The sequence below is a fragment of the Modestobacter sp. L9-4 genome, assembly GCF_019112525.1.
In the GTDB taxonomy this organism is placed as follows: Bacteria; Actinomycetota; Actinomycetes; order Mycobacteriales; family Geodermatophilaceae; genus Modestobacter.
The window spans coordinates 3144308-3170326 of the sequence record NZ_CP077800.1; the positions used below are offsets into that span (position 1 = coordinate 3144308).

27 protein-coding genes are annotated in these 26019 nt (G+C 75.4%); 13 read left to right on the top strand and 14 right to left on the bottom strand.

From position 1 onward, the window contains the following. Positions 1–2: 2 nt before the first annotated feature. A complete protein-coding gene (glpX, locus tag KUM42_RS14795) occupies positions 3–1055 on the bottom strand; it encodes a class II fructose-bisphosphatase (RefSeq protein ID WP_255557511.1) in 1053 nt (350 codons plus the stop codon). 68 nt (positions 1056–1123) lie between these two features. Between glpX and KUM42_RS14800 the strand changes: the two genes are divergently transcribed. Continuing rightward, on the top strand, positions 1124–1801 hold the full coding sequence (locus KUM42_RS14800; protein ID WP_237493288.1) for a DUF4245 domain-containing protein: 678 nt from the start codon (positions 1124–1126) through the stop codon (positions 1799–1801). 4 nt (positions 1802–1805) lie between these two features. Here the strand turns inward: KUM42_RS14800 and KUM42_RS14805 are convergent, their stop codons facing one another. From KUM42_RS14805 to KUM42_RS14820, 4 genes are all read right to left on the bottom strand, one after another. Further along, positions 1806–2021 (bottom strand): exodeoxyribonuclease VII small subunit, encoded by a 216-nt coding sequence (locus KUM42_RS14805; protein ID WP_237493289.1) that lies wholly within the window; start codon positions 2019–2021, stop codon positions 1806–1808. Continuing rightward, a complete protein-coding gene (gene xseA, locus KUM42_RS14810) occupies positions 2018–3253 on the bottom strand; it encodes an exodeoxyribonuclease VII large subunit (protein ID WP_237493290.1) in 1236 nt (411 codons plus the stop codon). The genes KUM42_RS14805 and xseA overlap by 4 nt, the downstream gene beginning before the upstream one ends. 44 nt (positions 3254–3297) lie before the next feature. Further along, on the bottom strand, positions 3298–4170 hold the full coding sequence (locus KUM42_RS14815) for a M15 family metallopeptidase (protein ID WP_237493291.1): 873 nt from the start codon (positions 4168–4170) through the stop codon (positions 3298–3300). A gap of 125 nt (positions 4171–4295) precedes the next feature. After that, the gene (locus KUM42_RS14820) at positions 4296–5537 is read right to left on the bottom strand and encodes a hypothetical protein (RefSeq protein WP_237493292.1); all 1242 of its coding nucleotides are present in this window, start codon (positions 5535–5537) and stop codon (positions 4296–4298) included. A 100-nt stretch (positions 5538–5637) separates the two neighbouring features. Between KUM42_RS14820 and KUM42_RS14825 the strand changes: the two genes are divergently transcribed. Next, positions 5638–6612 carry a 4-hydroxy-3-methylbut-2-enyl diphosphate reductase gene (locus KUM42_RS14825; RefSeq protein ID WP_237493293.1) on the top strand — a complete coding sequence of 325 codons (975 nt, stop codon included), beginning with the start codon at positions 5638–5640 and terminating at the stop codon, positions 6610–6612. Positions 6613–6691: 79 nt separating this feature from the next. Here KUM42_RS14825 and KUM42_RS14830 read toward each other — a convergent pair whose 3' ends face one another. After that, a complete protein-coding gene (locus KUM42_RS14830) occupies positions 6692–7174 on the bottom strand; it encodes a DUF6542 domain-containing protein (RefSeq protein ID WP_237493294.1) in 483 nt (160 codons plus the stop codon). Positions 7175–7644: 470 nt separating this feature from the next. After that, the gene (locus KUM42_RS14835) at positions 7645–8943 is read right to left on the bottom strand and encodes a DNA recombination protein RmuC (RefSeq protein ID WP_237493295.1); all 1299 of its coding nucleotides are present in this window, start codon (positions 8941–8943) and stop codon (positions 7645–7647) included. Between the two features lie 73 nt (positions 8944–9016). Between KUM42_RS14835 and KUM42_RS14840 the strand changes: the two genes are divergently transcribed. Then, entirely contained in the window at positions 9017–9457 is a 441-nt protein-coding gene (locus KUM42_RS14840; RefSeq protein WP_237493296.1) for a VOC family protein, read from the top strand. 4 nt (positions 9458–9461) lie between these two features. Here the strand turns inward: KUM42_RS14840 and KUM42_RS14845 are convergent, their stop codons facing one another. Both KUM42_RS14845 and KUM42_RS14850 read right to left on the bottom strand, forming a co-directional pair. Then, a complete protein-coding gene (locus KUM42_RS14845; protein WP_237493297.1) occupies positions 9462–9998 on the bottom strand; it encodes a methylated-DNA--[protein]-cysteine S-methyltransferase in 537 nt (178 codons plus the stop codon). Then, complete coding sequence (locus tag KUM42_RS14850; RefSeq protein WP_237493298.1) at positions 9995–11476, bottom strand: DNA-3-methyladenine glycosylase 2 family protein; 1482 nt, start codon at positions 11474–11476, stop codon at positions 9995–9997. The genes KUM42_RS14845 and KUM42_RS14850 overlap by 4 nt, the downstream gene beginning before the upstream one ends. A 142-nt stretch (positions 11477–11618) precedes the next feature. Here KUM42_RS14850 and KUM42_RS14855 point away from each other — a divergent pair, with 142 nt between their 5' ends. From KUM42_RS14855 to KUM42_RS14880, 6 genes are all read left to right on the top strand, one after another. Beyond that, positions 11619–12518 carry an ABC transporter ATP-binding protein gene (locus KUM42_RS14855; RefSeq protein WP_237493299.1) on the top strand — a complete coding sequence of 300 codons (900 nt, stop codon included), beginning with the start codon at positions 11619–11621 and terminating at the stop codon, positions 12516–12518. Next, the gene (locus KUM42_RS14860; RefSeq protein WP_237493300.1) at positions 12515–13333 is read left to right on the top strand and encodes an ABC transporter permease; all 819 of its coding nucleotides are present in this window, start codon (positions 12515–12517) and stop codon (positions 13331–13333) included. The genes KUM42_RS14855 and KUM42_RS14860 overlap by 4 nt, the downstream gene beginning before the upstream one ends. Beyond that, the gene (locus tag KUM42_RS14865; protein WP_237493301.1) at positions 13330–14568 is read left to right on the top strand and encodes a sensor histidine kinase; all 1239 of its coding nucleotides are present in this window, start codon (positions 13330–13332) and stop codon (positions 14566–14568) included. Before KUM42_RS14860 ends, KUM42_RS14865 begins: the two co-directional genes overlap by 4 nt. Continuing rightward, on the top strand, positions 14565–15203 hold the full coding sequence (locus tag KUM42_RS14870; protein WP_237493302.1) for a response regulator transcription factor: 639 nt from the start codon (positions 14565–14567) through the stop codon (positions 15201–15203). The genes KUM42_RS14865 and KUM42_RS14870 overlap by 4 nt, the downstream gene beginning before the upstream one ends. A gap of 110 nt (positions 15204–15313) precedes the next feature. After that, entirely contained in the window at positions 15314–16387 is a 1074-nt protein-coding gene (gene ychF, locus KUM42_RS14875; RefSeq protein WP_237493303.1) for a redox-regulated ATPase YchF, read from the top strand. A gap of 130 nt (positions 16388–16517) precedes the next feature. Continuing rightward, complete coding sequence (locus KUM42_RS14880; RefSeq protein WP_237493304.1) at positions 16518–16715, top strand: hypothetical protein; 198 nt, start codon at positions 16518–16520, stop codon at positions 16713–16715. 76 nt (positions 16716–16791) lie between these two features. Here KUM42_RS14880 and KUM42_RS14885 read toward each other — a convergent pair whose 3' ends face one another. Beyond that, the gene (locus KUM42_RS14885; RefSeq protein WP_237493305.1) at positions 16792–17262 is read right to left on the bottom strand and encodes a hypothetical protein; all 471 of its coding nucleotides are present in this window, start codon (positions 17260–17262) and stop codon (positions 16792–16794) included. A 179-nt stretch (positions 17263–17441) separates the two neighbouring features. On the opposite strand from KUM42_RS14885, the gene KUM42_RS14890 reads away from it, so the two are divergent. After that, on the top strand, positions 17442–19274 hold the full coding sequence (locus KUM42_RS14890; protein ID WP_237493306.1) for a TerD family protein: 1833 nt from the start codon (positions 17442–17444) through the stop codon (positions 19272–19274). A 97-nt stretch (positions 19275–19371) separates the two neighbouring features. After that, the gene (locus tag KUM42_RS14895) at positions 19372–19992 is read left to right on the top strand and encodes a hypothetical protein (RefSeq protein ID WP_237493307.1); all 621 of its coding nucleotides are present in this window, start codon (positions 19372–19374) and stop codon (positions 19990–19992) included. Positions 19993–20032: 40 nt separating this feature from the next. Here the strand turns inward: KUM42_RS14895 and KUM42_RS14900 are convergent, their stop codons facing one another. The 3 genes from KUM42_RS14900 to KUM42_RS14910 all read right to left on the bottom strand — a co-directional run bounded on the left by KUM42_RS14900 (position 20033) and on the right by KUM42_RS14910 (position 22989). Further along, positions 20033–21019: a glycoside hydrolase family 26 protein gene (locus KUM42_RS14900; RefSeq protein WP_237493308.1), complete on the bottom strand. Its 987-nt coding sequence runs from the start codon at positions 21017–21019 to the stop codon at positions 20033–20035. A gap of 14 nt (positions 21020–21033) precedes the next feature. After that, positions 21034–22383, bottom strand: coding sequence for a reverse transcriptase family protein (locus KUM42_RS14905; protein ID WP_237493309.1), 1350 nt, complete (start codon positions 22381–22383; stop codon positions 21034–21036). Positions 22384–22590: 207 nt separating this feature from the next. After that, a complete protein-coding gene (locus KUM42_RS14910; RefSeq protein WP_237493310.1) occupies positions 22591–22989 on the bottom strand; it encodes a hypothetical protein in 399 nt (132 codons plus the stop codon). Between the two features lie 199 nt (positions 22990–23188). Here KUM42_RS14910 and KUM42_RS14915 point away from each other — a divergent pair, with 199 nt between their 5' ends. After that, a complete protein-coding gene (locus KUM42_RS14915; RefSeq protein WP_237493311.1) occupies positions 23189–24178 on the top strand; it encodes an LLM class flavin-dependent oxidoreductase in 990 nt (329 codons plus the stop codon). 111 nt (positions 24179–24289) lie between these two features. Here the strand turns inward: KUM42_RS14915 and KUM42_RS20315 are convergent, their stop codons facing one another. Further along, the gene (locus KUM42_RS20315) at positions 24290–25651 is read right to left on the bottom strand and encodes an NlpC/P60 family protein (protein ID WP_304610705.1); all 1362 of its coding nucleotides are present in this window, start codon (positions 25649–25651) and stop codon (positions 24290–24292) included. Between the two features lie 147 nt (positions 25652–25798). Between KUM42_RS20315 and KUM42_RS14925 the strand changes: the two genes are divergently transcribed. Next, on the top strand, positions 25799–25996 hold the full coding sequence (locus KUM42_RS14925; protein ID WP_237493312.1) for a hypothetical protein: 198 nt from the start codon (positions 25799–25801) through the stop codon (positions 25994–25996). Positions 25997–26019: the final 23 nt, after the last annotated feature.

Below are 26019 nucleotides of genomic sequence, written 5' to 3' on the forward strand. Positions count from 1 at the left end.
GGTCAGCTGGTCGAGCCGAAGTCGACAGCGGCGTACTGCTCGAGCTTCTCCAGCGAGTGCAGGCTCTCGATCGAGCGGATGGTGCCCGACCGCGACCGCATCACCAGCGACTGCGTGGTGCACCCGTCGGCCCGGTACCGCACGCCGCGCAGCAGCTCGCCGTCGGTGATGCCGGTGGCCACGAAGTAGACGTCGCCGGAGACCAGGTCGTCGATGTGCAGCACCCGGTCCAGGTCGTGGCCGGCGTCGAGGGCCTTCTGCCGCTCGGCGTCGTCCCGGGGACGGAGCCGGCCCTGCAGCGCCCCGCCCAGGCACTTGAGCGCGCAGGCGGCGATGATCCCCTCGGGGGTGCCGCCGATGCCCATCAGCAGGTCGATGCCGGTGCCCTCGCGGGCCGCGGCGATCGCGCCGGCGACGTCGCCGTCGGAGATGAAGGAGATCCGGGCGCCGGCGTCGCGCACCTCCTCCACCAGCTGGGCGTGCCGCGGCCGGTCGAGGACGCAGACGGTGACGTCGCGGGGGGCGACGCCCTTGGCCTTGGCGACCCGGCGGACGTTCTCCGCGACCGGCACGGTGATGTCGACGACGTCGGCGGCGGCCGGGCCGGTGGCGATCTTGTCCATGTAGAAGACGGCCGAGGGGTCGTACATGGCGCCGCGGTAGGCCACCGCCAGGACGGAGACGGCGTTGGGCATGCCCTTGGCCATCAGCGTCGTGCCGTCGACCGGGTCCACGGCCACGTCGAACGCCCCGCCCTGCCCGTCACCGACGTGCTCGCCGTTGTAGAGCATCGGCGCCTCGTCCTTCTCACCCTCGCCGATGACCACGACGCCGTCCATCCGGACCGTGCCGATCATCGCCCGCATCGCGTCGACCGCGGCGCCGTCGCCGCCGTTCTTGTCCCCGCGGCCGACCCAGCGGCCGGCGGCCATCGCCCCGGCCTCGGTGACCCGCACCAGCTCCATGGCCAGGTTGCGGTCGGGGTTGGCCCGGGTGCGCCCGGGCGTACGGGTGGACGGTGTGGGCAGCGGGCCGTCGGGCAGCGGCAGGGACACGGGACCTCCGGAGGGCTGCCCGGCGACGCTGTCGGCGCCGGGGGGAGCAGTGCTGCGATCCTAGGGGCATGACCGATCCCGGCCAGCCCGGTCAGCACCCCGGCGGGCAGACCCCCAGCAGCCCCTCCGGCGCGACCTCCGTCGGCGGGCCGGTGGCAGGCGGTGAGCCGTCCGCCGCCACGCAGGCGCAGGCCACGTCGTCCTCGGTGCAGCGGATGCAGCGCTTCACCGCCGCCAACATGCTGCGCTCGCTCGGGCCGCTGATCCTGATCTGCCTGGTGCTGGTGGCGTTCCCCGCGATGCGGGCCAGCGAGAGCGACCCGGTCCGCGACGTCGACACCACCAGCTCGGAGCGGGCGACGGCCGAGCTGGCCCGCTACCCGCTGCTGGTGCCGCGCGGGCTGCCGGAGGGCTGGCGGTCCACGAGCGTGCGCACCAACGCCGGGTCGGCACAGCAGGGCGACCCGCTGACCCTGCAGATCGGCTGGTTCACCCCGGCCGAGGAGTACGCCGCCTACGTGGTCAGCGACGACCCGCGGGAGCCCGCCCTCGACGACGTCCTCGCCGGGGCCACCGACGCGGGCACCCAGGAGATCGACGGCGAGACCTGGCAGCGGCGCACCACCGCGCGCGGCGAGACCGCCCTCACCCGGGACGACGAGGGCGCCACGATGCTCGTCACCGGCTCGGCCGGGGACGACGAGCTGACCACCCTCGCCGCCTCGCTGGAGCCCTACACGCCCTAGGGCGTCACTCGGTCGGCGCGGCGGCGGCCAGGCGCTCGCGGGCGCGGTCCAGCCAGTGCTGGCACACCTCGGCCAGCTGCTCGCCGCGCTCCCACAGCGACAGCGACTCCTCCAGCGTGAGCCCACCGGTCTCCAGTCGGCGCACCACGTCGGCGAGCTCCTCGCGGGCCTGCTCGTAGGTCTGGGTCGGCTCGGGCGTCGGCTCCTCGGTGCTGCTCACGGTGTCCCATCCTCCCCGGTGGCGGCCCGGTCGACGCGCACCGGCAGCCGTCCACCGGCCACACGCACCTGCAGCTGCTCGGTGTCGCCCACCTCGGCGGGGTCGCGCACCAGCGCGCCGTCGGCCCGCTGCACCACCGCGTAGCCACGCTCCAGGGTCGCCGCGGGCGACAGGGCGGTCACCTGCGCGCGGGCGTGGGCCAGGTCGCGGTCGGCGACCTCGATCCGGTGGGTGAGCGTGCGGGTGGCCCGGCTGCGCAGCCCGCTGACGTCGTCGGCCCGGCCGGCGAGCAGGCGCTGGGGCTCGGCGAACACCGGACGGCTGCGCACCTGCTCCAGCCAGCGCTCCTGCTGGTCCAGCCGGGTGCCCAGCAGGTGCCGGGCGCGGGCGCGCAGCCCCTCCACCAGCCGCCGCTGCTCACCGATCTCGGGCACGATCCGGTGCGCGGCGTCGGTCGGGGTGGCCGCCCGGACGTCGGCGACGTGGTCGACCATCGTCGTGTCCGTCTCGTGCCCGACGGCGGTGACCACCGGGGTGCGGGTGGCGGCGATGGCGCGCACCAGGCCCTCGTCGGAGAAGGGCAGCAGGTCCTCGACCGAGCCGCCGCCGCGGGCGATCACGATCACCTCGACGGCGGGGTCGGCGTCCAGCTTGCGCAGCCCGGCGATCACCGACTCCGCGGCGGTCGGGCCCTGGGTGGCGCAGTTGTGCACGGTGAACCGGACGGCGGGCCAGCGGCGTCGGGCGGTGACCAGCACGTCGCGCTCGGCGGCGCTCTCCCGGCCGGTGATCACCCCGACGACGGCGGGGGCGAAGGGCAGCGGGCGCTTGCGGGCGGCGTCGAAGAGCCCCTCGGCGGCCAGCAGCCGGCGGATCCGCTCGATCCGGGCCAGCAGCTCGCCGAGGCCGACGGCGCGGATCTCGGTGGCGCGCAGGGAGAAGGAGCCGCGGGCCACGTAGTAGTCGGGCCGGGCGCGCACGACCACGCGCGCGCCCTCGGTGAGCTCCAGCCCGGGCCGGTCGGCGACGTCCCGCGGGCAGGTGACCGGGATGGACAGGTCGGCGGCCGGGTCGCGGAGGGTGAGGAAGACGGTGGCGGCGTTGCCGCGCCGGGACAGCTGGGCGACCTGGCCCTCGACCCACACCTCACCGAGCCGGCCGATCCACTCGGCGACCTTGCGGGAGACCGTGCGCACCGGCCACGGCTGCTCCGGGGAGGAGGGACTCGTCACGCGCCCGAGCCTCCCACCCCCGCGGTGGGCGCGGGGCCGTGCCCTCAGCGCACGTAGTCCGGCGCCGCGGGCAGGCCGAAGAACTCCTCCAGGGTCGCGGTGCCGGTGCGCTGCAGCTCGGTGGCCAGCGGCACGCCCACGTAGCGCACGTGCCAGGGCTCGTACCGGAACCCGGTGACGTCGGTCTTGCCGTCGGGGTACCGGACGACGTAGCCGTACTCGGCGGCGTGAGCGGCCACCCAGCGGCCCTCGTCGTTCCGGCCGAAGCACCGGTCGATGTCGCAGCCCCCGCCGCCGACGTCGGCAGCCAGCCCGGTCTGGTGCTCGCTGTAGCCGGGGCGGGCGACCTGGATCTCCGCCTGCGCCTCGCCGAAGCGGGCGACCTGGGCCCGGAACACGCCCACCTGGTAGTCGTAGGACCGGTAGGCGCTCTGCACCGTGACGGTCAGCCCGTCGGCCGCGGCGCCGGCGAGCATCGCCTGCATCGCCTGCGCGGCCTCGGCGCGCAGCTCGTAGCCGCCGCCGACCGACACCAGGTCGGTGGGGGCGTAGTCGATCGGGTCCAGGGGCCGGGCCTTGTCGACGACGACCCACGCGCTGGCCGGGTCGTCGACGGACAGCTGCGCCCGGTCGAACGTCGGCGCGGCCGGGGCGCTCGAGGACGGCGTCGGGGTGGCCGACGCCGTCGCGGTCGGGGTGGCCGCCGAGGACGTCGGTGCCGTGCTCGCTGCGGCCGCCGAGGACGTGGGTGCCGTGCTCGCCGCGGCCGCCGGGGCGGGGGTGGACCCGCGCGTCTCCCGGACCACCAGGACGACGCCGGCGGCCAGCGCGAGCACCAGCAGGCCGAGCAGCAGCCGCAGCGGTCCGCTGCGCCGTCGTCGGCCCCGCGGCCCGCCGGAGGTGTTCGTGTCGGTCACTGGCGCTCCCCGCTCGGTGGACCGGCTCCGTCCGCCGGACGGTGCCCGATCCTGGCACCCCGCTCCGCCGGGCGGCCGCAGGTGGCTGCGGACGGCCCGGCGGGCGGGGTGGCGACGGGGTGGGCTCAGCCGCGGTCGGCGCTGAGCTTCTCCAGCCGGTTCTGCAGCAGGGTCACGTACGGCGCGCGCGCCTGGGTGGCCCGCTCGTAGTCGAGCAGGTCGGCCACCGTCTCGGCCGGGTAGGCCCGCAGGTGGCCGCGCAGCGCCGGGATGCTGAAGGAGTCGTAGCCATCGACCGGGCTGAGCGGCGCCGGCTCGTCGGCCGGCTGCTCGACGGCCTCGTCCGCCCCGTCGGCGGTGGTGAGGACGTCACCGCCCTGCGAGCCGTCGTCCACGGTGTCGACGGGGGTGTCGACCGCCGAGACGGCGGGGACCTCACCCGCTGCCGGGTCCAGCGCCGGGACCCCGGCCACCGTCTCGTCGGCGTCGGAGGAGGTGTCGGAGGGCGCGGGGGTGTCCTCGGGCGGGGTGCCGGCGACCACCGGCTCGGCGATCAGCTCCTCGGCGACGGCCTCCTCGATCGACTCCTCGTCCTCGGCCAGGCCGGTGACCGCGTCGGCGGTGAGGTCCTCGAGCACCTCGGCCGGCACGGCCTCGGGCACCTCGACGGCGACCTCGTCGGCCACCTCCCCGGCCAGCTCGTCGACGACCGCGGTGATCGCGTCGGCCTCGGGGTCGGCGGGCAGCGACGCGATCTCGGCGGGGGACAGGTCGGCGTCGTCCTCGGCGATGGCCTCGATGAGCGCCTCGGCGGAGACCTCCGCGGGCGGGTCGTCGAGGGAGACGGTCTCGGGGTCGGCGTCGGCCAGCTCGTCGGCCAGCTCCTCGGCGACGAGCTGCTCGTCGACCAGGTCGGCGTCGGCGAGCTCCTCGGCGTCGAGCTCCGCGGCATCCGCGGGGCTCTCGGCGAGGAGGGCCTCGACCGCGACGTCCGGGGCCGGGACGTCCTCGGCCACGGTGACGGCGTCGTCGGCGAGGAGCTCCTCGTCGGGTTCCTCCACCAGGTCGAAGGCCGACGTGCGCAGCCCGCCGGCACCGGCCGGCCGGGCGGGCAGGTCGTCCTCGTCGTCGTCGTCGAAGGTGGCCAGGCCGCCGTCGGACCCGCCGACGAGCCCGTCGAGCAGCTCGTCGCCGCGGGCGACCAGGCCGGAGTACTGCTGCTGCAGCTTCAGCGACGACTGCAGGGCCAGCCCGATGAGCCGCACCGGGAGCCCGGGGAGGGTCTCGGGCAGCTTGCGGGCCTCGTCCAGGACGGTGGCGGCCAGTCCGGCGGCAGCGCGGACCGCCTCGGGGATCTCTCGAGCCATGACCCCAGCGTGCCCCACCTGGGCTTCTGCGGCACCACGACGAGACGCCCACCACTCGTACGGGCCGTCGCGGGGCCCCGGACGCAACTAGCATGGGGGCATGGCTGAACCGCGCGGACGCGTCCTGCTGGCCGACCCCCGGGGCTACTGCGCCGGCGTCGACCGGGCGGTGATCGCGGTCGAGAAGGCGCTGGAGATCCACGGCGCGCCGGTCTACGTCCGCAAGCAGATCGTCCACAACAAGCACGTCGTGGCCACCCTGGAGCGCCGCGGCGCGGTGTTCGTCGATGAGACCGACCAGGTGCCCGAGGGCGCGGTCGTCGTCTTCAGCGCGCACGGGGTCTCCCCGGCGGTCAAGGAGCAGGCGCGCGAGCGCTCGCTGACCACGATCGACGCGACCTGCCCGCTGGTCACCAAGGTGCACATGGAGGCCAAGCGGTTCGCCAAGGACGACTACGACATCCTGCTGATCGGCCACCGCGGGCACGAGGAGGTCGAGGGCACGATGGGCGAGGCCCCGGCCCACACCCAGCTCGTGGACGACGCCGAGGACATCGCCAACGTGCAGGTGCGCGACCCGGAGAAGGTCGTCTGGCTGTCCCAGACCACGCTGTCGGTGGACGAGACGCTGTCCAAGGTCGACTCCCTCAAGGCCCGCTTCCCCGGTCTGCAGAGCCCGCCGAGTGACGACATCTGCTACGCCACCCAGAACCGGCAGCAGGCCGTGAAGCAGATGGCCGCCGAGTGCGACCTGGTGCTGGTCGTCGGCTCGACGAACTCCTCGAACTCGGTGCGGCTGGTCGAGGTGGCGCTGGAGGCCGGCGCCCGCGACTCGCACCTGGTCGACTTCGCCTCCGAGATCGACGAGGCCTGGCTCGAGGGCGTGCAGACCGTGGGCCTCAGCAGCGGTGCCTCGGTGCCGGAGATCCTGGTCAGCGAGGTGCTCGACTGGCTGGCCGCGCGCGGCTACCCGGACGTCGAGACGGTCAAGGCGGCCGAGGAGCGCCTGGTGTTCGCCCTGCCGCACGAGCTGAAGACCCGCCGCGCGGCCCTGGCGGTCGACGAGAAGGCCTGACGGCCGGCCCCCGGACAGGGGGCTGGACGCAGGAAGGGCCGGCACCCCGATGGGTGCCGGCCCTTCCTGCGTGGGTGGGTCAGCGGCGGGTGGCCAGCCGGAAGAGCGCGACGACGACGGCGGCCCCGGTGGCGATGCCCATCGCGGGGAAGCCCCGCACCAGCAGGGTGGCGAGGGACGGCAGGCTGAGCGTGGCCGCGGGGGCCAGCGCCACGTTGACGACCGCCACGAACACGTAGAGCAGCGGCGGGGCGACCACGATGGTCAGCAGGTCGCGCCGGCGGGTGACCAGCCCGGCGGCCGCCGAGCTCAGGGTCAGCGCGACGACGGTGAGCAGGCCCAGGCCCGAGCCCAGGAACGAGTCGAGGCCAGCGGCCAGCAGGGTGACCACGAGGGCCCCGAGCACCGCCACCGCACCGTGCACCCGCGGACCCGGGGCCGGCTCGACCCGGCGGCCGGCCGGGGCGCTGGTACGGCGCGCGTCGCGGGCAGGCGCGGCCTGGGGTCCTGCCGGACGGCGCTGCTCACCGGGGTGGGCGGACCGGCGGGGGTCGCCGGGCACCGGCGGACGGCCCTGCGGAGCGCGGCCACGCGAGGGGTCGGCGCCGTGTCCCGAGCCGCCCCGGGCGTCGTGCCCGGGTGCGCCGCCGGCGCCGCGTGCTGAGCCTCCGGCGCGTGGGGACGGGTAGCCGCGCCCCGAGGCCTGACCGGCCTCGCTGCGTTCTGCACGCACGGCGTCCTCCCGCCTGGCACCGACAGTGACCGGAGCGATGGTGCACCTCCTCCTCGACGGTGGAGCACCTCGGCGCTCCACCGGTCGGGCCACGGTATCGGCCCTCCCTGAGTGAACGCTGGACCTCGGCCGCGCGGCGGGTCAGATGTCGCCCGTGTCGGGCACCGCCGGTGTGGGGATCTGCAGAACCGCGCACCAGCCGCACCACCAGCCCCGCGGCTGCCGCCGCCGGACGACGTCGGAGAGGCGCCGGTCACAGTGCCGGCGGAGGGGTGCCGAGCACCCGGCCGCCGCGGTGGTCAGCTGTCGAGGCCGGGCCAGCTCGCCGCGTGGCGTGCGGGCGCGGGGACCGCGGGCCGGTCGCTGAGCGGGACGGCGACGGCCGGGAGGGAGCTGCCGGGGACCACGAAGTCGGGCAGTGGCAGCTCACCGGACCGCAGCTCACCGGACCGCAGCTCACCGGACCGCCGGTCGTCGGCCCGCGGGCGGTCGAGGTGGTCGGCGCCGGTGTGACCGGGGTCGGCCAGCTCGCCGGCGGGGTCGGCGTCCGGGCCGGCCGCGGGCTCGCCGTCGGGCACGGAGCGCAGCACCCGCACGGCGCCCTCGACGGGGGAGGGGGCCGGGACCGGGCTGCCGGCGACCCCGAGGTCGTCGAAGCGGCGGGTCGCCACCAGGACGGACCGCTCGTAGGAGCCGAGCGTCTCGTTGTAGCGGGTGAGGGTGGCGCCCAGCGCCGAGCCCAGCCGGGTCAGGTGGCCGGACAGGGTGGTCAGCCGGGCGTGCACGGTGCGGCCGACCTCGAGCACCGCGGCCGCGTCCTGGGCCAGCCGCTCCTGCCGCCACGAGTAGGCGACCGTGCGCAGCAGCGCGAGCAGCGTGCTGGGGGTGGCGATGATGACGTCGCGGGCGAAGCCGTGCTCCAGCAGCCCCGGCTCGGCCTCCAGCGCGGTGGTGAGGAAGCCGTCGGAGGGCACGAAGAGCACCGTGAAGGGCGCCGACGAGCCGAAGGCGCTGGGGTAGTGGCGGGCGGCGAGCTCGTCGACGTGGGCGCGCAGCTGCCGGGCGTGGTCGGCCACCCGCTGGGCGCGCACCCCCTGGTCGGTGGCCTGCACCGCCTCGATGTAGCCGGTGAAGGGCACCTTGGCGTCGACGATCACCTGCCGGCCGTCGGCGAGGGTGACCACCAGGTCCGGGCGCACCCGGGCGCCGTCGGGGGTGGTGCCGGCGGGCTGCTCGACGAAGTCGCAGTGCTCCAGGAGCCCGGCGACCTCGACCACCCGGCGCAGCTGCAGCTCGCCCCACCGGCCGCGCACGTGCGGGGTGCGCAGTGCCGTGACCAGCGCGGCGGTCTCCTGGCGCAGCAGCGCCGAGGTCTGGCCGATGGTGCCGACCTGCTCGCGCAGCTCGCCGTGGGCGGTGGCCCGGTCGCGCTCGATGCCGGCGAGCACCCGGTGCAGGTGGTCCAGCGACTCGTGCACCGGCTCCAGGGCGTCGGGTGCCGCGGGCTGCCGGCTGCGCAGCGCGACCAGGCCGAGGGTGATCGCCACGCCCAGCAGCGCACCGACGAGGAGCCCGAGCAGCAGGGAGGCGGCGTCCATGGCGACCAGGGTGCAACAGCCCGCCGACAGTTCCGGGGAGCGCACACCGGTGACATGGCCGAGAGTGCACCCCATGACCGAGCCACTGGCCCAGCCCCGGGCCATCCACCACGTCCGCCTCACCGTCACCGACATCGGCCGGTCCAAGGAGTTCTACCGCCGGCTGCTGGGCGTCGACCCGGTCATCGACACCAGCGACCAGGCCGGGCAGCCCGGTGTGTCGGAGGACCCGGCGCGCTACTACGGCGGCTGCATCTTCCCGGTCGGTGACGGGCTGTTCGGCCTGCGCCCGGTCGCCGACGCCGGCGACCGGTTCGACTCGACGAGGGTCGGGCTGGACCACGTGAGCCTGGCCGTGGGCTCGCGCGCGGACCTGGTGGCCGCCGCGGGACGGCTGGACGCCGCCGGGATCGAGCACGGGGAGGTCATCGACTTCGCCGACTCCGGCCTGTCGATCCTGTCGCTGCAGGACCCCGACGACATCAACCTGGAGCTGGTCGCGCCGGCGTCCTGACGCCTCAGCTGCCGGCGTGCGCGGCCTCGTGGTCGAGCAGCCAGCGCTTGACCGGCGTGCCCCAGCGGAAGCCGCCGAGCCCGCCGCCGCTGGCCAGCACCCGGTGGCAGGGCACGAACAGCGCGGCGGCGTTCCGCGCGCAGGCCCCGGCGGCGGCCCGCACGGCCGCCGGGCGCCCGCAGCGGGCGGCGAAGGCGGCGTAGGTGTCCGGCGTGCCGGCCGGCACGGTGCGCAGGACCTCCCACGCGTCGGTCAGGAAGGGCCCGGAGCGCTGCCGCACCGGGACCGCGTCGATGGCGGTGAGGTCGCCGTCGGAGAAGGCGGTGACCACGTCGAGCACCGGCAGCGACTCGGCGCGCTCCAGCCCGTCGGGCCGCAGCGAGCGGTGCACGACGGGCAGCAGGTCGGCCACGTCGTCGGTCCAGCCGCTGGCCAGGACGACGTCCTCGCCGTCCGGGCCGGCGGTGACCAGCACCGTGAACGGGCCGGGCGGGGTGGCGACGGTGGCGTAGCGGGCGGTGCCGGAGGAGGTGCTGCTCACGACGGGCTCCGATCGCGGGGGCGGGTGAAGAGGGTCGGGACGGCGAGCGCCCACAGGTGCATGACCGCGTAGGAGCGCCAGGGTTGCCAGCGCGCGGCGGCGTCGGCGTCGGAGCTGCCGAGGGTGGCGAGGCTGCGGCGCAGGGCCAGGTCGCCGGGCAGCCAGACGTCGGGGTCGGCCAGCCCGCGCATCGCGACCAGCGCCGCCGTCCACGGGCCGATCCCGCGCAGGGCCAGCAACGACCGGCGGGCCTCGTCCCGGTCGGCGCCGGGGCCCAGCGACACGGTGCCGTCGGCCAGTGCGGTGGCCAGCGTGCCGACGGCGGCCCGCCGGGCACCGGTCAGCCCGACGTCGGACAGGTCGGCCGCGGCCAGTGCCGCGGCGCGGGGGAAGGCGTGGGTGAGCGTGCCGACCGGCTCGGGCAGCGGGGTGCCGGCCAGCGGCAGCAGCCGGGCGGTCAGGGTGCGGGCGCCTGCCACGGAGACCTGCTGGCCGAGCACCGCGCGCACGGCGACCTCGTCGGCGTCCACGCCGGTGGGCACGCGGCGGCCGGGCGCACCGGCGACCAGGTCGGCGAGCGCGGGGTCGGCACCCAGCACCGCGTCGACCGCAGCCGGGTCGGCGTCGAGGTCCAGCAGCCGCCGGCAGCGGGCCACGGCCACGCCGAGGTCGCGCAGCTCGGTCAGCTGCAGCCGGGCGGTGACCGACGCGCCCGCGCCGGGGGACAGCTGCACGACGGCGGGCCCGTGCGGCAGGTCCAGCACCCGGGAGAACGTCGTCCCGTCCCACTCCTCCAGGCCCGGGACGGCGTGCGCGCCGAGGAAGAGCAGCACCTCGTCGGCGGCGAACGGTGCGCGGGCGGCCAGCCGCAGCGTCAGCCAGCCGGGGGCGCCGCCCTCGGTGCGCGGGGTCGCGGGCCGCAGCGCCGACGGCGTCGTCCCGAAGACCGACCGCACGGTGTCGTTGAACTGCCGGATGCTGGCGAAGCCGGCGGCGAAGGCGACGTCGGCCATCGGCAGCCGGGTCGTCTCGATGAGCAGCCGGGCGGTCTGGGCGCGCTGCGCCCGGGCCAGCGCGAGCGGACCGACGCCGAGCTCGCCGGTGAGCAGCCGGTGCAGCTGGCGCTCGGAGTACCCCAGGCGCGCGGCGAGCCCGCCGACCCCGCTGCGCTCGACCTCGCCGTCGGCGACCAGCCGCATCGCCCGGGCGACGACGTCGGCGCGCACGTCCCACTCCGGCGAGCCCGGGACGGCGTCCGGCCGGCACCGGCGGCAGGCACGGAACCCGGCCGCCTGCGCCGCGGCCGCGGTGCTGTGGAAGGTGACGTTGTGCTCCAGCGGCGTGCGCGCCGGGCAGGAGGGCCGGCAGTAGATGCCGGTGCTGCGCACTGCGGTGACGAACCAGCCGTCGAAGCGCGGGTCGCGGCCGGCGACGGCGCGGTAGCAGCGCTCCGCGTCCAGGGTCGCCGGCGAGGTCATGGCACGAGCATGGCACCGCCGCGCCACCCTCACTGGCGGCTTTCGGACGCGGTGGTGAGCCGCCCGGTGTCCATCGACTGGTGGACGCCGGACCCACTGCACGACGGTGCCGCGCTGCCCGCAGCCCGGACAGGCTCGTCCCATGACGACGACAGAGGTGGCCCCGCCGCCCGTGCGCACCGGCGACGCGCCGGCCGTGACGGTCCGCGGGCTGGTCAAGCGCTACGGCGGGACGACGGTGCTCGACGGGCTGGACCTGGACGTCCGGCGCGGTGAGTGCTTCGCGCTGCTCGGGCCCAACGGCGCGGGCAAGACGACGACGATCGAGCTGCTGCTGGGCGTGCTGCCCCGCGACGGCGGCACGGTCGACGTGCTGGGGGAGGACCCGGCGCGGGCCGGGCGCGCGTGGCGGAGCCGGCTCGGCGTGGTCAGCCAGGGCGAGCCGGCCGGTCAGGCGCTCACCGTGCGGGAGACCCTCGACCACTTCGCCCACTACCACTCCCGGCCGCGCCCGACCGGCGACCTGCTGGACGCCGTGGGCCTGACCGAGCGGGCCGACGTCCGGGTGGGCGGGCTGTCCGGTGGGCAGCGGCGCCGGCTGGCCGTGGCCCTGGGCGTGCAGGGCGACCCGGACCTGGTCTTCCTCGACGAGCCCACCACGGGCATGGACCCGGTGGCCCGCCGCCGGTTCTGGGGGCTGGTGCGCGGCCTGCGCGACGCCGGCACCACCGTGCTGCTCACCACCCACTACCTCGACGAGGCCGCCGAGCTGGCCGACCGGGTCGGCGTCGTCGCCGGCGGCCGGCTGGTCGAGGTCGCCGCCCCCGACGAGCTGGGCGGCGCCCTCCGCCGGGTCGCCACCGTCGGCTGGACCGAGGACGGCGCCCGCCGCCAGGTCCGCACCGAGACCCCGGCCGCCGTCCTGCGCGACCTGCTCGCCGCCGCTCCGCACGGCGAGGTCCCCGGCCTCACCGTCACCCGCCCGACCCTCGAGGACGTCTACCTGACCCTCGTCGGCGCCACCCCCGGAGGAGACCTGTGACCACCACGCTCGTGCCCACCCCGCCCTCGGCCGCGCGCATCGCGCTGGCCCGCACCGGCCTGGAGCTGCGGCTCTTCATTCGCGAGCGGCAGCTGCTCGTGTTCACGTTCCTCTACCCGGTGGTGATGCTGGTGGTCTTCGCCTCGCTCCTGGGCGAGGACACCGCACCCGGCGGGGTCCCGTTCCCGCAGTACTTCCTGCCCGGCATCGCCGCGACCGGGATCATGCTCATCAGCTTCACCGCCGTGGCCACCTCGATCGCCGCGGAGCGGGAGAGCGGCCAGCTGGAGCGGCTGCAGCTGCTGGGCACCCCGCCGGTGGCCTACTTCGCCGGCAAGGGCGGCCAGGTGCTGGTCACCGTCGCCGTCCAGCTCGCCGTCCTGCTGCCGGTCGCCCGCTACGGCTACGACGTCCCACTGCCGGCCGACGTCGGCCACTGGCTCACCTTCGGCTGGGTGACCGTGCTCGGCGCGCTGGCCGGGACGGTGCTGGGCATCGCGGCGTCCGGGCTGGGCGGCAGTGCGTCGGCGGTGTCGACGACGGTGCTGGGGCTCGGCATCGTGCTGCAGTTCTTCTCCGGGGTGTTCTTCGCCTTCCCGGAGCTCGCGGGGTGGATGCAGCAGGTGGCCGCGGTGCTGCCGCTGAAGTGGATGACCCAGGGACTGCGGTCGGCGGTGCTGCCCGAGGGGGCCGGCGCGTTCGAGGTCGGCGGCGGGTGGGAGCACGGCAGGACCGCCCTGGTGCTGGCCGGATGGGTGATCATCGGTCTCGTGATCTGCGAGCGCACGTTCCGCTGGCGCCGGGTCCGCGGGTGAGCCTGCGCTCCCGGCTGCAGGCCGCCGCCGTGCCCACCTGGGGTGGGGACGGCGGTGCGCCGGTGTCCGAGGTCGGCTGGCGGGCCGTCGTCGTCCTCTGGCACGTCGCCTTCGTCGCGATGGTCGGGACGGCGCTCGTGCGGGCCGCGGCCGTGGTGGACGCCGACGGCGGCCCGCGCTGGCTGCTGGTGGGGGCGCTCGTGGTGCTGGTGCTCAGCTGGGTCACCCTCGGCGGGCCGGCGCTGGTCAGCCGGGACGCGGGCCGGGCGACCGCCCACCTGGCCGTGCTGGTGGCCGTGATCGGCGTCGTCGCCTGGATCGAGCCCTCGCTGCTGTTCCTGATGTTCCTGGCCTACCCCATGGTCTGGTTCCTGGTGCCCTCCGCGCTGGCCGGCGTCCCGTGGACGGTGGTGCTCGCGGTCGCCAGCACGCTGGGGCCGTTCCTCGCCTTCACCCGCGGGGAAGAGCCGCTGTGGGGACCGGGGGAGACGCTGGTCGGCCTGGTGTTCAGCCTGGCCATGGGCCTGTGGGTGCACGCGGTGCTCGCCCGCAGCGAGGAGCGTGCCGAGCTGATCCGGGCGCTGGAGACCACTCGCGCCGAGCTGGCCGAGGCCCACCGGGCGCAGGGCGTGCTGGCCGAGCGCGAGCGGCTGGCGCGGGAGGTGCACGACACCCTGGCGCAGGGCTTCACCTCCATCGTCGTCCTGGCCCAGACCGCGACGGCCCAGCTGCCCGGCAGTCCGGGTGCGGCGGCCGAGCGGGTCGCGCTGATCGAGGAGGTGGCCCGGGACAACCTCGCCGAGGCGCGGGCGATGGTGGCGGCCTTCGCGCCGGTGGCGCTGGACTCCACGACCCTGGTGGAGGCGTTGCAGCGGCTCACCGAGCGCTTCGGCCGGGAGACGGGGCTGGCCACCCGGCTGGACACCGCCGCGCTCGGGGCCGGTGCGGAGCTGACCCGCGGCCAGGAGGTCGTGCTGCTGCGCGGGGCGCAGGAGGCGCTGACCAACGTGCGCCGGCACGCCGCGGCCAGCGCGGTGGTGCTGCGGGTCAGCCGGGTCGGGGACGTCGTGGCCGTGCACGTCGAGGACGACGGCGTGGGCTTCGACCCGGCCGGCGCGGTCGGCATCGGGCTGGCCGGCCTGCGCGACCGGGCCGCGGAGGTGGGCGGCGCCGTGGACGTGGCGTCCGCGCCGGGCCGGGGCACGCGGGTGACCGTCCGGGTGCCGAGCCGGTGACCCGCGTGCTGGTGGTGGACGACCACCCGGTGGTGCGCGGTGGGCTGGTCGGCTGGCTCGCCGCCCAGCCCGACATCGACGTCGTGGGCGAGGCGGGGGACGGGCTCGAGGCGCTCGCCGCGGTGGCCGAGCACGCGCCGGACGTCGTCCTGATGGACCTGCGGATGCCCCGGATGGACGGCGTGACGGCGACCGGCCGGATCACCGCCGCGCACCCCGGCGTCCGGGTGCTGGTGCTCACCACCTACGACACCGACGCCGACATCGTGCGGGCGGTGGAAGCCGGCGCGGCCGGCTACCTGCTCAAGGACGCGCCGCTGCCCCAGCTGGCCGACGCGGTGCGTGCCGCCGCCCGCGGGGAGACGGTGCTGGCACCGCCGGTCGCGGCCAAGCTGATGTCCCGGATGCGCGGCCCGGCGGTCGAGGCACCGACGGCGCGGGAGCTGCAGGTGCTCGGCGGCGTGGCCCGCGGGCTCACGAACGCCGAGATCGGCCGCGAGCTGTTCATCGGCGAGGCGACGGTGAAGACCCACCTGGTGCGGGTGTTCACCAAGCTCGGCGTCGACGACCGGACGCGGGCGGTCATGGTCGCCGTCGAGCGCGGCCTGCTGTCCGGCCCCGGGTCCGCCGGCTGACCGACTGAGCAGTTGATGCCGCCCGCCACGGCGCGCCGTCCCGTGTCGGCAGCGGCAACTGCCCACTCGGGCGGCGTCGGGGTGTCCCTGCGCCCGTAAGCTCGTCTCTCGTGAGTCTCACCATCGGCATCGTCGGTCTGCCCAACGTCGGCAAGTCGACGCTGTTCAACGCCCTGACCAAGAACGACGTGCTCGCCGCGAACTACCCGTTCGCCACGATCGAGCCCAACGTCGGGGTGGTGGGCGTGCCCGACCCGCGGCTGGCGAAGCTCGCCGAGGTCTTCGACTCGAAGAAGACCGTCCCGGCCACGGTGTCCTTCGTCGACATCGCCGGGATCGTGCGCGGCGCCAGCGAGGGGCAGGGGCTGGGCAACAAGTTCCTGGCCAACATCCGCGAGAGCGACGCGATCTGCCAGGTGATCCGCGTGTTCACCGACCCCGACGTGGTGCACGTCGAGGGCAAGGTCGACCCGGCCGACGACATCGAGACGATCAACACCGAGCTCGTCCTGGCCGACATGCAGACGCTGGAGAAGGCCGTCCCGCGGCTGGAGAAGGAGTCGCGCAAGGACAAGGAGCGCAAGGTCCTGCACGACGCGGCCGTCGCGGCGCAGGAGGTGCTGAACACCGGCAAGACGCTGTTCGCCGCCGGGGTCGACCCCGAGCCGCTCCGCGAGCTGACGCTGCTGACGACCAAGCCGTTCCTGTACGTGTTCAACGTCGACGCCGACGAGCTGGGCAACGCCGAGACCCTCGACGAGCTCCGCGCGCTGGTCGCCCCCGCCGAGGCGATCTTCCTCGACGCGCAGACCGAGTCCGAGCTGATCGAGCTGCCCGCCGACGAGGCCGCCGAGCTGCTGGCCTCCATCGGCCAGGACGAGCCGGGCCTGGACCAGCTGGCCCGGGTCGGCTTCCGCACCCTGGGCCTGCAGACCTACCTGACCGCCGGGCCGCAGGAGTCGCGGGCCTGGACGATCCCGGTCGGCGCCACCGCGCCCGAGGCCGCCGGCGTGATCCACACCGACTTCCAGCGCGGCTTCATCAAGGCCGAGATCGTCGGCTTCGACCAGCTGATGGAGGCCGGCTCCATGGCCGTGGCGAAGACCAAGGGCTGGGTGCGCATCGAGGGCAAGGAGTACGTCATGGCCGACGGCGACGTGGTGGAGTTCCGCTTCAACGTCTGACCCGCGGGCCGGCTCGGGATCTCCTGCCGGGTCCCGGGCGTTGGCCTACAGGAACGGCCGCGCCGGGCCGATGTCCCCGACAGCCGGGGGGATCCGGTGCGCCCGGCCGGGCCGCGATCGAGGAGACCTGATGGACTACCTGCGCCAACTGCAGACGGAACGACCCGTGCTGTTCTACGTCGTGCTGCTGGTGGGCTTCTTCCTGGCCTTCCAGCTCCTGATGTTCGTCGCCGCGCTGATCATCGGGCCGTTCGGGCTGCCGTCCTGGGTGCCCCTGGTGGTCGTCGTCGGCGGCCTCGTCCTGGTCGCGAGGCGTCAGCAGCGCTAGTCCGCCGCCTCGCGCGAGGGCCGGCGCACCGCGGGCACGTCCTCGGTCGCGGTCGTCGTGGCTCCGGGTGGCGTGGTCACGGGCAGGGGCGCCAGGTGTCGCCGTCCTTGTCCAACGGCAGCACCGTGGTGGTGTCCAGGCCGCCCGCGGTCTCGAACACCACACGGGCCTCGCCCGTGGTCCTGCCGTTGCTGCTGACGACGCTGATCCCCTCCAGCCGGTAGCCGGTGAGGTCCGTCGTCGAGAACTGCTGCTGCAGGGCGTCCGCGGTGACGGTTGACCGGTCACGTTCGCAGAGCTGGCTCTGGGCGTCGTCCCACCGGCCGTCGACGAGCGCGGTGGCGTAGTCCTCGGCGGCCCGCTGCGCCGGACCCAGCGCACCCAGGAACGCGCGGACGCCGAACCAGACGGCCACGCCAACCGCGACCAGTGCGAGCACCCCCAGGGGCAGCCCGATGGTCAGCCAGCGCGACCGCCGCCGCTGAGCCGGCAGGGCCGGGGGAGCGGTCGGCCAGGGCGGGGCCCACGGTTCCTGCGGGTTCGTCATCGCCGCCGTCTCCCTCGTCGAGGGCACCGGCCGCTGCCGGCGCCGCGGGGCAGCATGGCGGCTGTTCGGGTCCGGCGGAAGTCCAGTCCACGTCAGGGCTCGGTCGGACGTCGCCGCAGTCAGACGACACGCCTGCCGAGGAGACGGATCCGCCCGGAAGTCGCGGTTAGGTTGCGGGCATGACGGGGGTCTTGTCCGCACCGGTCCTGCCCGCCGAGGTCGCGCGTCGCTACCCGTACGGCTATGCGGTGGTGGACGTGGAGACCTCGGGTCTGCGGGCCACGAGCGACCGCGTCCTGCAGGTGGCGGTCACGCAGATGGCCTCCGACGGGAGCCTCGAGTCGAGCTGGTCGACCCTGCTGGACCCGGGGTGCGACCCCGGGCCCACACATGTCCACGGGCTGACCCGTGCCCTGCTGCGCGGTGCCCCGCAGTACGCGGACGTCGCCGACGGGATCGCCCGCCGACTCGACGGCCGCGTCGTCGTCGCGCACAACGCGCAGTTCGACCACCGGTTCCTCGCCGCAGAGTCCGCCCGGGCAGGTGGCCGCCTGCCGGTGGAGGAACGGCTGTGCACCCTCGCGCTGACCCGCCGGCTGGAGTTGCCGGTCGCCGACTTCAAGCTCTCGTCGGTCGCCTCCTACTGGGGTGTCCGTGCCGAGCGGGCGCACGACGCCGCCGACGACGTCCGTGTCCTCACCGAGGTGCTGCGGCACTCGCTGGTGGCGGCCGCCCGACTCGACGTCGACCTGCCGCTCACCCCGTGCACCGACGACGGTCCGACCGTCTTCCCCGCCAAGGCACCGCGCACGCCCTGTCCCTGGCGAGCGCCGGCGGCCTGGGTCCTCGGCCGACCACTGGTCCAGGGCATGAAGGTGGTCATCACCGGCGGCACCAGCTCGCCGCGGGAGCTCCTCACCCGGCGCTGCACCACAGCGGGCCTGGACGTCATGAACACCGTCAGCGGGCGCACACACCTGCTGGTCTGCAACCGTGCCGACGAACTGACGGGCAAGGCGGTGAGAGCGCGGCAGAACGGCACGCCCGTGATCAGCGAGGCAGAGCTCGTGCGACTGCTCGCGTCCGTCGAGCCGGGACAGCCCAAGGTCGCCGAGCACGTACCGGGGTCCACCCCGCCGAAGGCGCCGGCGCCCGCTCGTTCGGCGCCCGTCGGACCCCTGAGCGGCCGACGAGTCCTCGTCCTCGGCGGGACGCACGAGCACGCGGCCGAGACCCGGACCCGGCTGGTCGACGCAGGCGCCAGCGTCGCGGTGAACCTGACCGGCTCGGTGACCGATGTCGTCAACGGGCCGTCGACCGGGTCGGACCCCCGGACGGCCAAGGCGCAGTCGCTCGGCATCCGGCTCCTGGACGACCGGACGTTGCTGCCCGTGCCCTGGCCGGTGGCCTCCGGTCCTGCGCCCGTGATCGAGTCGCCTGGCGCGGCAACACCCGTGGGCACGACCGACAGGTCCCGGAACCTCGTGCGCGGCGAGGTGTTCGTCCTGCCGCCGCAGGACGAGTGGCTGGTCGAGGTGCGCTGGCAGGCGCCGGGGCGGCACGCGACCGATCGGTTCGACCTGGACGTCGTCGCCTTCGTGGTCGACGAGGACGAGCAGGTCTCCGTCGACGAGGACTTCGTCTTCTTCAACGCGCCGGGACACCCGACCGGATCGGTCGCACTGGAGACGGACGTCCCGGGAGAGGCGTTGTGCCGGCTCCGACCGGGTGACCTGCCTGCCGGCCAGCGCCGGGTCCTGCTGGCGGCGGCGATCGACGGGGAGGTCACCTTCGGGGATGTCGGCGGCGTCGAGTTGGTTCTCCGCGACGGCGACGGGGCACCCGTCGCCCGGGCGACCCTCGACGCGGCGACCCAGGAACGCAGCCTCGTGCTCGGACACCTCTACGAACGGCACGGCAGCTGGCGGTGGCGACCGGTGGGCCAGGGCTACCAGGACGACCTGGGAGCCCTCGCGGTCCGTCACGGTGTGGACGTCGAGGACGCCGGCTGACCGGAGCCGTGTGCGGCGGCGCCGTCCGGTCCTCGCCCGGTCGTGGCGCCATGGGGCAGGATCGCCCTCGTCGTCCGACCTCAACGGGGAGCCTGCCGTGACCGTCCCACCCGCACACCAGCCCCAGGCCGCCATGGTCGTCCCGCTGTTCTTCATCAAGCAGCGGATCACGGTGATGGTGAACCGGTACGAGGTGCGCGCCGCCAACCCCGACGGCAGCGAGGGCCCGCTGCTGGCGCTGGCCGAGCAGAAGCGGATGAAGCTCAAGGAGGAGGTGGTCTTCTACTCCGACGAGAGCAAGAGCCGCCGCGTCTTCTCCTTCAAGGCCCGCCAGCGGCTGGACGTCGGCGCCCAGCACGACGTGTTCGACGAGAGCGGCGCCCCGCTGGGCATGTTCAGCAAGGAGTTCGGGGCCAGCCTGCTGCGCTCCACCTGGAACCTGCACGCGCCCGGCATCGAGGCCGTCGGCCGCGAGCGCAAGCTGTCGATCGCCCTGCTGCGCCGGTTCTGGAACCTCATCCCCTACATCGGGGACATCTGGGTGCCCTTCGTCTTCCACTTCGACTTCCTCGACCAGAAGACGGGTGCGCCCGTGCTCACCAGCGAGCGGAAGATGGCCATCCGCGACCGCTACACCGTCACCGTGCCCGACCCGCGGCTGGACTTCCGGGTCGCGGCGTCCATGGCCGTCGCCCTGGACGCCCTGCAGAGCCGCTAGGCCACGACGTCCACCGGCCGGCGCACGTGGCGCCGGCCGGTCAGGGCACGGTCGCGGCGAGGTGCTCGTCGGCCGCCAGGTCGCGGAACGCCGACGCCGCTGCGTCGGAGGAGCCGATCCGCCAGTCCCGCTCCTTGCGCACGTCGAACCACACCAGCGCCCGCACGTCGGGGAAGCTCTCCCGCAGCGCCGGGACGATCCCCGCGATCCACGCGGCCTTGCTCCCGCCGGTCTCCGACGAGCCCGTCTCGCCGATCAGGATCGGCTTGCCCAGCGGCTGCAGCTGCTCGTACATCGGGCCGAACACCTCCGCGAAGGTCTCCCACGCGTGGTCCGGGTCGTCGGTGCCCCAGTTGTAGCCGTCGATCCCGGTCCAGTCGACGTAGTCCTCGCCCGGGTAGTAGGCGAGCGCCCCGGGGGCGTCCGCGCTGTCGACGTTGTTCGGTGCCCACACCCACACGACGTTCCCCCCGTCGTGCGCGGCGAAGACGTCGTGGACGTGCCGGTAGGCGGCGACGTACAGCTCCGGGTCGTGCCCGCCCCAGCCCTCCTCCTCGTTCATCTCCGCGGCGAGGTCGACGAACACCGGCTGGTCGAGCGCCCCGGCCTCCCGGGCGCGGGCGGTGAGCATCTCGTCGTAGGTGCCGTCGACGATCGCGGTGAAGTCCGCGTCGAAGGGCTCCCAGTTGACCAGCGACAGCTGCCCGCGCTCGGCGTCCTCCGCGACGAACCCCGACGTCGCCCACTCGTCGGCCCAGCCCACGTAGGTCAGGTGCAGCTGCGGCACGACGCCGATCGCCTCGTCGGTCTCCGCGGCCGGGCGGTCGCCGTAGTAGACGCCGAGGTAGGCGCCCTCGGCGGGCAGCAGCGGTGCGTCGGCGGACGGGCCGGCAGCCGGGACGTCGTCCGGGGGCGGAGCGCCGCCGCAGCCGGTGACCGCGAGCGCGAGGACGGCGCCCAGCAGGGCGCGGCGGGCGACGGCGGGCACCAGGGTCCCTCGCGGGGCGGACGGCGGGTGGGTGGCCACCCCGCCACCCTGCCCTACGCGTCGGCGGCGGCCGACCAGTCGATCCGGTCGGCGAGCACGGCCAGGCGCGCACCGAACGCAGGGTCCAGCGAGTTGGCCCAGGCGACCCGGCCGAGGACGTGGTCGCGGAAGGTGGCCGGGTCCCGGCCGCGCGTCTGGCCCGCCCACCCGTGCGTCGCACAGTTGTGCAGCAGCGCCCGCAGCGCGTCCCGTTCCCGGCGGGGGAGCGCGGGGTGGGCGTTCACCACCGCGCCGAGCACCGCCTGGCGGCGCCCGGCGCCCACCGCCGAGGTCTTCGCGGGGTTGACCCGGAAGCCCTCGTCGGCGACGACCTCGGCGACCAGCGCGGCGAACCGGTCGCCGCCGACCGACGTCCCGCCGCTGAAGGTGAGGTCGTCGACGTAGCGGGTGTAGGTGGCGCCGAAGGTGGCGGCCAGCCCGGCGAGCCGGCGGTCGAGCCGGAAGCAGACCAGGTTGGCCAGCGCGGGGGACGTCGGTGCGCCCTGCGGCACGTGCGCGACCGCCAGCCGGCGACCCAGCCGGTGGTGCCGGTCGCGGGCGTCGGCGTCGGCGGGCACCGGCAGCGCACGCCACACCGGCGCCGGGACGACGGTCGTCACCAGCCCGGTGAGCACGTGCGCGACCGGCTCGGGGAGCCCCGCGGGCCCGAGCAGCAGCCCGTGCACCCGCCCGGCGGACACACTGGGGAAGAACGCCTCCAGGTCCATCCGCAGGACGACGGCCGCCCCGGCGTGCGGCGCCACGGCGGTGCGCACCGACCGGCCGGGCACGCACCCGTGCGCTGCCTCGTGCACCGGGACCTGCGCCAGCACGTGCCGCAGCAGCCGCCGCTGCGCCTCCCGCAGCCGGGGCTTGGGTGCGGCCAGCAGCCGCACGCCGGAGGGCCGGTCGACCGACCGCCACCGGTAGTGGCGCAGCGGCTCGCGCGCGGTGCGCTCCAGCCCCCGGGTGTCGGCGAACCAGGCGAGCTCGCCGGCGTCGACGTCCAGCAGCCGGGCCACCGCGGCCTGGTCGGGCAGGTCGGCGACCGGGTACCGGTCCCAGGCCAGTGCGGTCGGCACCGGCGTCCAGCGTTCGACGCGGGGGAGCGGTTGCGTGTCCTGGCCGCGGGCGAAGCCCTGCGTCGTCAGCAGGAAGCGGGACAGCGCGCGGGGCCGGTCGACCGGCGGCCGCGGGAAGGCGGTCTGCACCTCGCCGACCATCGTGCCGACCCAGGTCCGCGCGCGGGCCATGCCCAGGGCGACGGCGACCCGGCGGACCATCTCCGGCCGGCGCCAGGGGCCGGCCAGCAGCGCCGTGGCGATCCCGGACGCGGTGGCCGCGGCGCGCCGGTCGGTCGTCACCGGGCGCCCCGGGGTGCGCGGCGGGGAGGACAGCCAGTCCCTGGGGGACGTGCCGCTGGGTGCGCGGAGCGCGCGGCGTGGCTCATGACGCTGTGCCTGGCTTCTTCACGGGTCCCCGGGGTTGCCCCGGGGGGACCGGTCACTGCCGGTCGTCCTGTCCTCCCCGCCGCGCACCGGCACACCGTAGGGCCGGCGGGGGTCCCGCGACTACAGGTACCGGCTCTCGAGCTCGGCGAAGAAGTCCTTGGCCAGGGCGCTGAACTCCGCCTCCCGGACGGCGATCTCCTCGCCCACCCGGTACCGCAGCACAGAGCGGCTCGCGTCGTACCGGATGTGCCGGTCGGCGATCAGCGTGCTGCCCTGCGCCAGCGACTCGGCGACCAGCCGCACCTCGGCGCAGGCCGCGCCGCAGGCACCGCCCCGGCCGTGGTCGGGGAACCAGCTGTCCAGCACGACGACCAGGTCGTTGAAGAAGACGGGTTCGAAGTCGTGGACCGCGCCCGGGTCGTTCCCGCCGGCCAGCCGCCGGAACGCGGCGACCCGGTCGTCGACCGCCGCGCGGCGCTGGTCGATGTGGTGCAGTGCGCTGGTGCTCTGGGACAACATGGCGACTCCTCGTGAGAGAACGCCCCGTGGCTGCCGAGGGTGCCGTCCAGGGTGACACCGGTCACGCCGTACCGCACCGGGTTCGTGCGCGCGGTCGGGACGGGGACGGCGAGTCGCGTCGGACCGGCCGGGCGGAGGGCGGGGGAAGCCTCACGACGCCGGGTGCGTTGCACCCCTCAACCGACGTGAAAGGCACCTCATGCGCATCCCGCTGTCCGTCCTCGACCTCGCCCCCATCGCCCGCGGGGAGACCGTCGGCAGCAGCATCGCCGCCAGCGTCGCCCTCGCCCAGCGCGCGGAGGAGCACGGTTACCGGCGGGTCTGGTACGCCGAGCACCACAACATGCCGAGCATCGCCTCCTCGGCGACCAGCGTGCTCATCTCCCACGTCGGTGCCCACACCAGCACCATCCGGCTCGGCTCGGGCGGGGTCATGCTGCCCAACCACTCGCCGCTGACGATCGCCGAGCAGTTCGGCACCCTCGACGCGATGTACCCCGGCCGCATCGACCTGGGCCTGGGCCGGGCGCCCGGCTCGGACCAGAACACGATGTACGCGCTGCGCCGCGACCCGAACTCGGCCGAGTCCTTCCCGCAGGACGTGCTGGAGCTGCAGGCCTACCTGGCCGGGCAGACCCGTGTCCCCGGCGTCGACGCCGTCCCGGGCAAGAGCTCCCGGGTGCCGCTGTACATCCTGGGGTCCTCGACCTTCGGCGCCCACCTGGCCGCCGCGCTCGGCCTGCCCTACGCGTTCGCCAGCCACTTCGCGCCGCAGGCGTTGGAGGCCGCCGTCGCCGCCTACCGGCGTGAGTTCAAGCCCTCAGCGCAGCTGGAGGAGCCGCACGTCATCGCCGGCGTCAACGTGATCGCCGCCGACACCGAGGCCCGCGCCCAGGAGAACCTCCAGGCCATGCGCCGCACCATGGCGATCGGGCTGTTCGGCCGGGGCCGCAGCTTCACCGACGCCGAGGCCGACCTGCTGCTGGAGCAGGGCGCCGGGCACCACATCGACTCGATGTTCACCCACGTCGCGCTCGGCACGCCCCCGCAGGTCGCCGACCACCTCGAGCGCTTCGTGCGCTTCGCGGACGCCGACGAGCTGATCGTCGCCCACCAGGCGCCGACCACCGAGGACCGGCTGCGCTCGGTCACCCTCACCGCCGAGGCCCTGGACTCCGTCCCCGCCTGAGGAAGGACCCCGCTGCCTCCTCACGCCACGCTCCGCGCGGCGCGGGCTCCTGCAGCGGGGCCGACGGACAGCCCCCACCGCAGTTGCGGTGGGGGCTGTGCGCTGTCCTGATCAGGCGGTCGGGCGGGCACCGCCGATGAAGCCGCCCCAGCGCATCGAGGTCTCGCGGATGCGCGAGCCGCTCTGCGGGGCCTCCAGGATGCGGTCGTTGCCCAGGTAGATGGCGACGTGGTGGATGGTCGAGGCGTTGCTGGTGTCGGTGGCCCAGAAGACCAGGTCACCGCGCTGCAGATCGCTGCGGGAGACCTTGGGGAGCGAGCGGTACTGGGCGCTGCTGTTGCGCGGGATGGAGACGCCGGCCTGGGCGTAGGCGTAGCGGGTGAGCCCCGAGCAGTCGAAGCCCACGATCCCGGCGTCGATGCCCCAGCCCATGCTCGGGCCGCTCAGCGAACCGCCGCCCCAGGAGTAGATGACGCCGATCTGCTCGCGGGCCGCAGCGATCGCGGTCTCCACGGCCGAGGAGTCCCCGGCGCCGGCGACCCGGACGGGGGCAGCGGCGGCGGGGGCCCGCACGGCCGCCTGCTGCGTACCGGCGCGAGGAGCCGGGGCGGCCGCGGCTGCCGCGGCGACGCGCTGGGCGGCGGCCGTCCGCTCGGCCTCGGCCTTGGCCGCGGCTGCCCGGGCGGCGGCGGCCTGCTCGGCGGCGTACCGCTCGGCCTCGGCGCGGGCGTCCTTCAGGCCCTGCAGGCTCTGCTGGGCCTGCGCCAGCTGCTGCTCCATCGCGGTCTGCTGGTCGGCGAGGTCGGCGGCCTGGGCGCGGGCGCTGGCCTCGTACTGCTCGGCGATCTGGAGGGCGTCCTCGGCGTCCTGCTTCAGCGCGGCGGCCTGTGCCAGGGCGGCGCGGGCCTCGTCCTGGGCGGCCCGGGCCTGCTCCTCGGCGGTGGTCACCTGGACGACGACGTCGCCGTGGTGGGCGCCGGCGGCCTCCAGCAGCGCGGCCCGCTCCAGCATCTGGGCCGGGCCGTCGGCCGTGGTCAGCGCCTCGAGGGCGGGGGAGGTGCTGCCCTGCTGGTAGCTCTGCCGGGCGAAGCTGACGAGAGCGGCGCGGGCGTCGGCCAGGTCGCGGGCCGCGGCGTCGGCGGCCTCGGTGGCGGCGTCCGCGGTGACCTGTGCGGCCTCGTAGTCGGCCTGCTTGCCCTGGTAGTCGTCCAGCGCGATGGCCGACTGCTCGCGGGCGGAGTCGACGCTGGCCTGGGCGCCGGCGAGCGCGGCGGTGATGGCGTCGACCTGCTGGGCGGCGGTCTGGGTCTGCTGCTGGGCGGCGTCGATCTGCGCGTCGGAGGGGTTGACGGGGGCGGCCGCGGCGAGGCCGGGAGCGGCCACCAGGCTGAGCGCCGCCAGGACGGCCACTCCGGCCAGCCGGCGCACCGGTCGTCCGCCGGCCCGTCGCTGGGTCGCTGCCGTGCTGCCCATGTCCGTTCCCTCCATCGTGTCCGTCCGCCCGATCGGGCGACCTGACACAGAGGTCGGCCCCTCCGTTCGGGTACTTGAACAACGACGGAGAGTGAGGTCAACAGTGCGACGGGATTGTCGACACGTCGACCGGCGACCGTGGGCGGCATGAACGTCCCCACCGACCACGCCGAGACGCACTGGGTCCCGATCAACGCCGACATGGTCACCGTGCAGACCATCGGCGCCGCGGGACGGCGGGAGACGCACGTGCTGTCGGTCGCCGACGCGCTCGCCCAGTTCATGGTCGAGTACCCGTTCGTCGACGACGCGCAGGCCGCGGCGCTGTTCGCCCAGGGCGGCTGACGCGTGGGGAGGCCCGGATCACG